The sequence below is a fragment of the Paraburkholderia sp. BR10923 genome (assembly GCF_040948765.1).
In the GTDB taxonomy this organism is placed as follows: Bacteria; Pseudomonadota; Gammaproteobacteria; order Burkholderiales; family Burkholderiaceae; genus Paraburkholderia; species Paraburkholderia youngii.
On the sequence record NZ_JBFPKO010000235.1, the window covers coordinates 1 to 255 of the forward strand.

Sequence of the window (255 nt, forward strand, 5' to 3'; positions counted from 1 at the left end):
CTGCGTACAACGCGGGCGCACGCGTAGTGCGCGTGGCGACGCACTGCACGGAAGCGGACATTTCGAAGCAGCACATCGAATACGCGCGCGAACTCGGCATGGACACCGTCGGCTTCCTGATGATGAGCCACATGACCACGCCGGAGAACCTTGCCATCGAAGCGAAGAAGATGGAGAGCTATGGCGCGACCTGCATCTACGTAGTCGATTCGGGCGGCGCACTGACGATGAACGATGTGCGCGACCGCTTCCGCG

General features: G+C 62.0%; 1 pseudogene. It reads left to right on the forward strand.

Annotation, left to right across the window (positions count from 1 at the left end):
- Nucleotides 1-255 (forward strand): annotated as a pseudogene (locus AB3X94_RS42265) (4-hydroxy-2-oxovalerate aldolase); the annotation flags it as partial.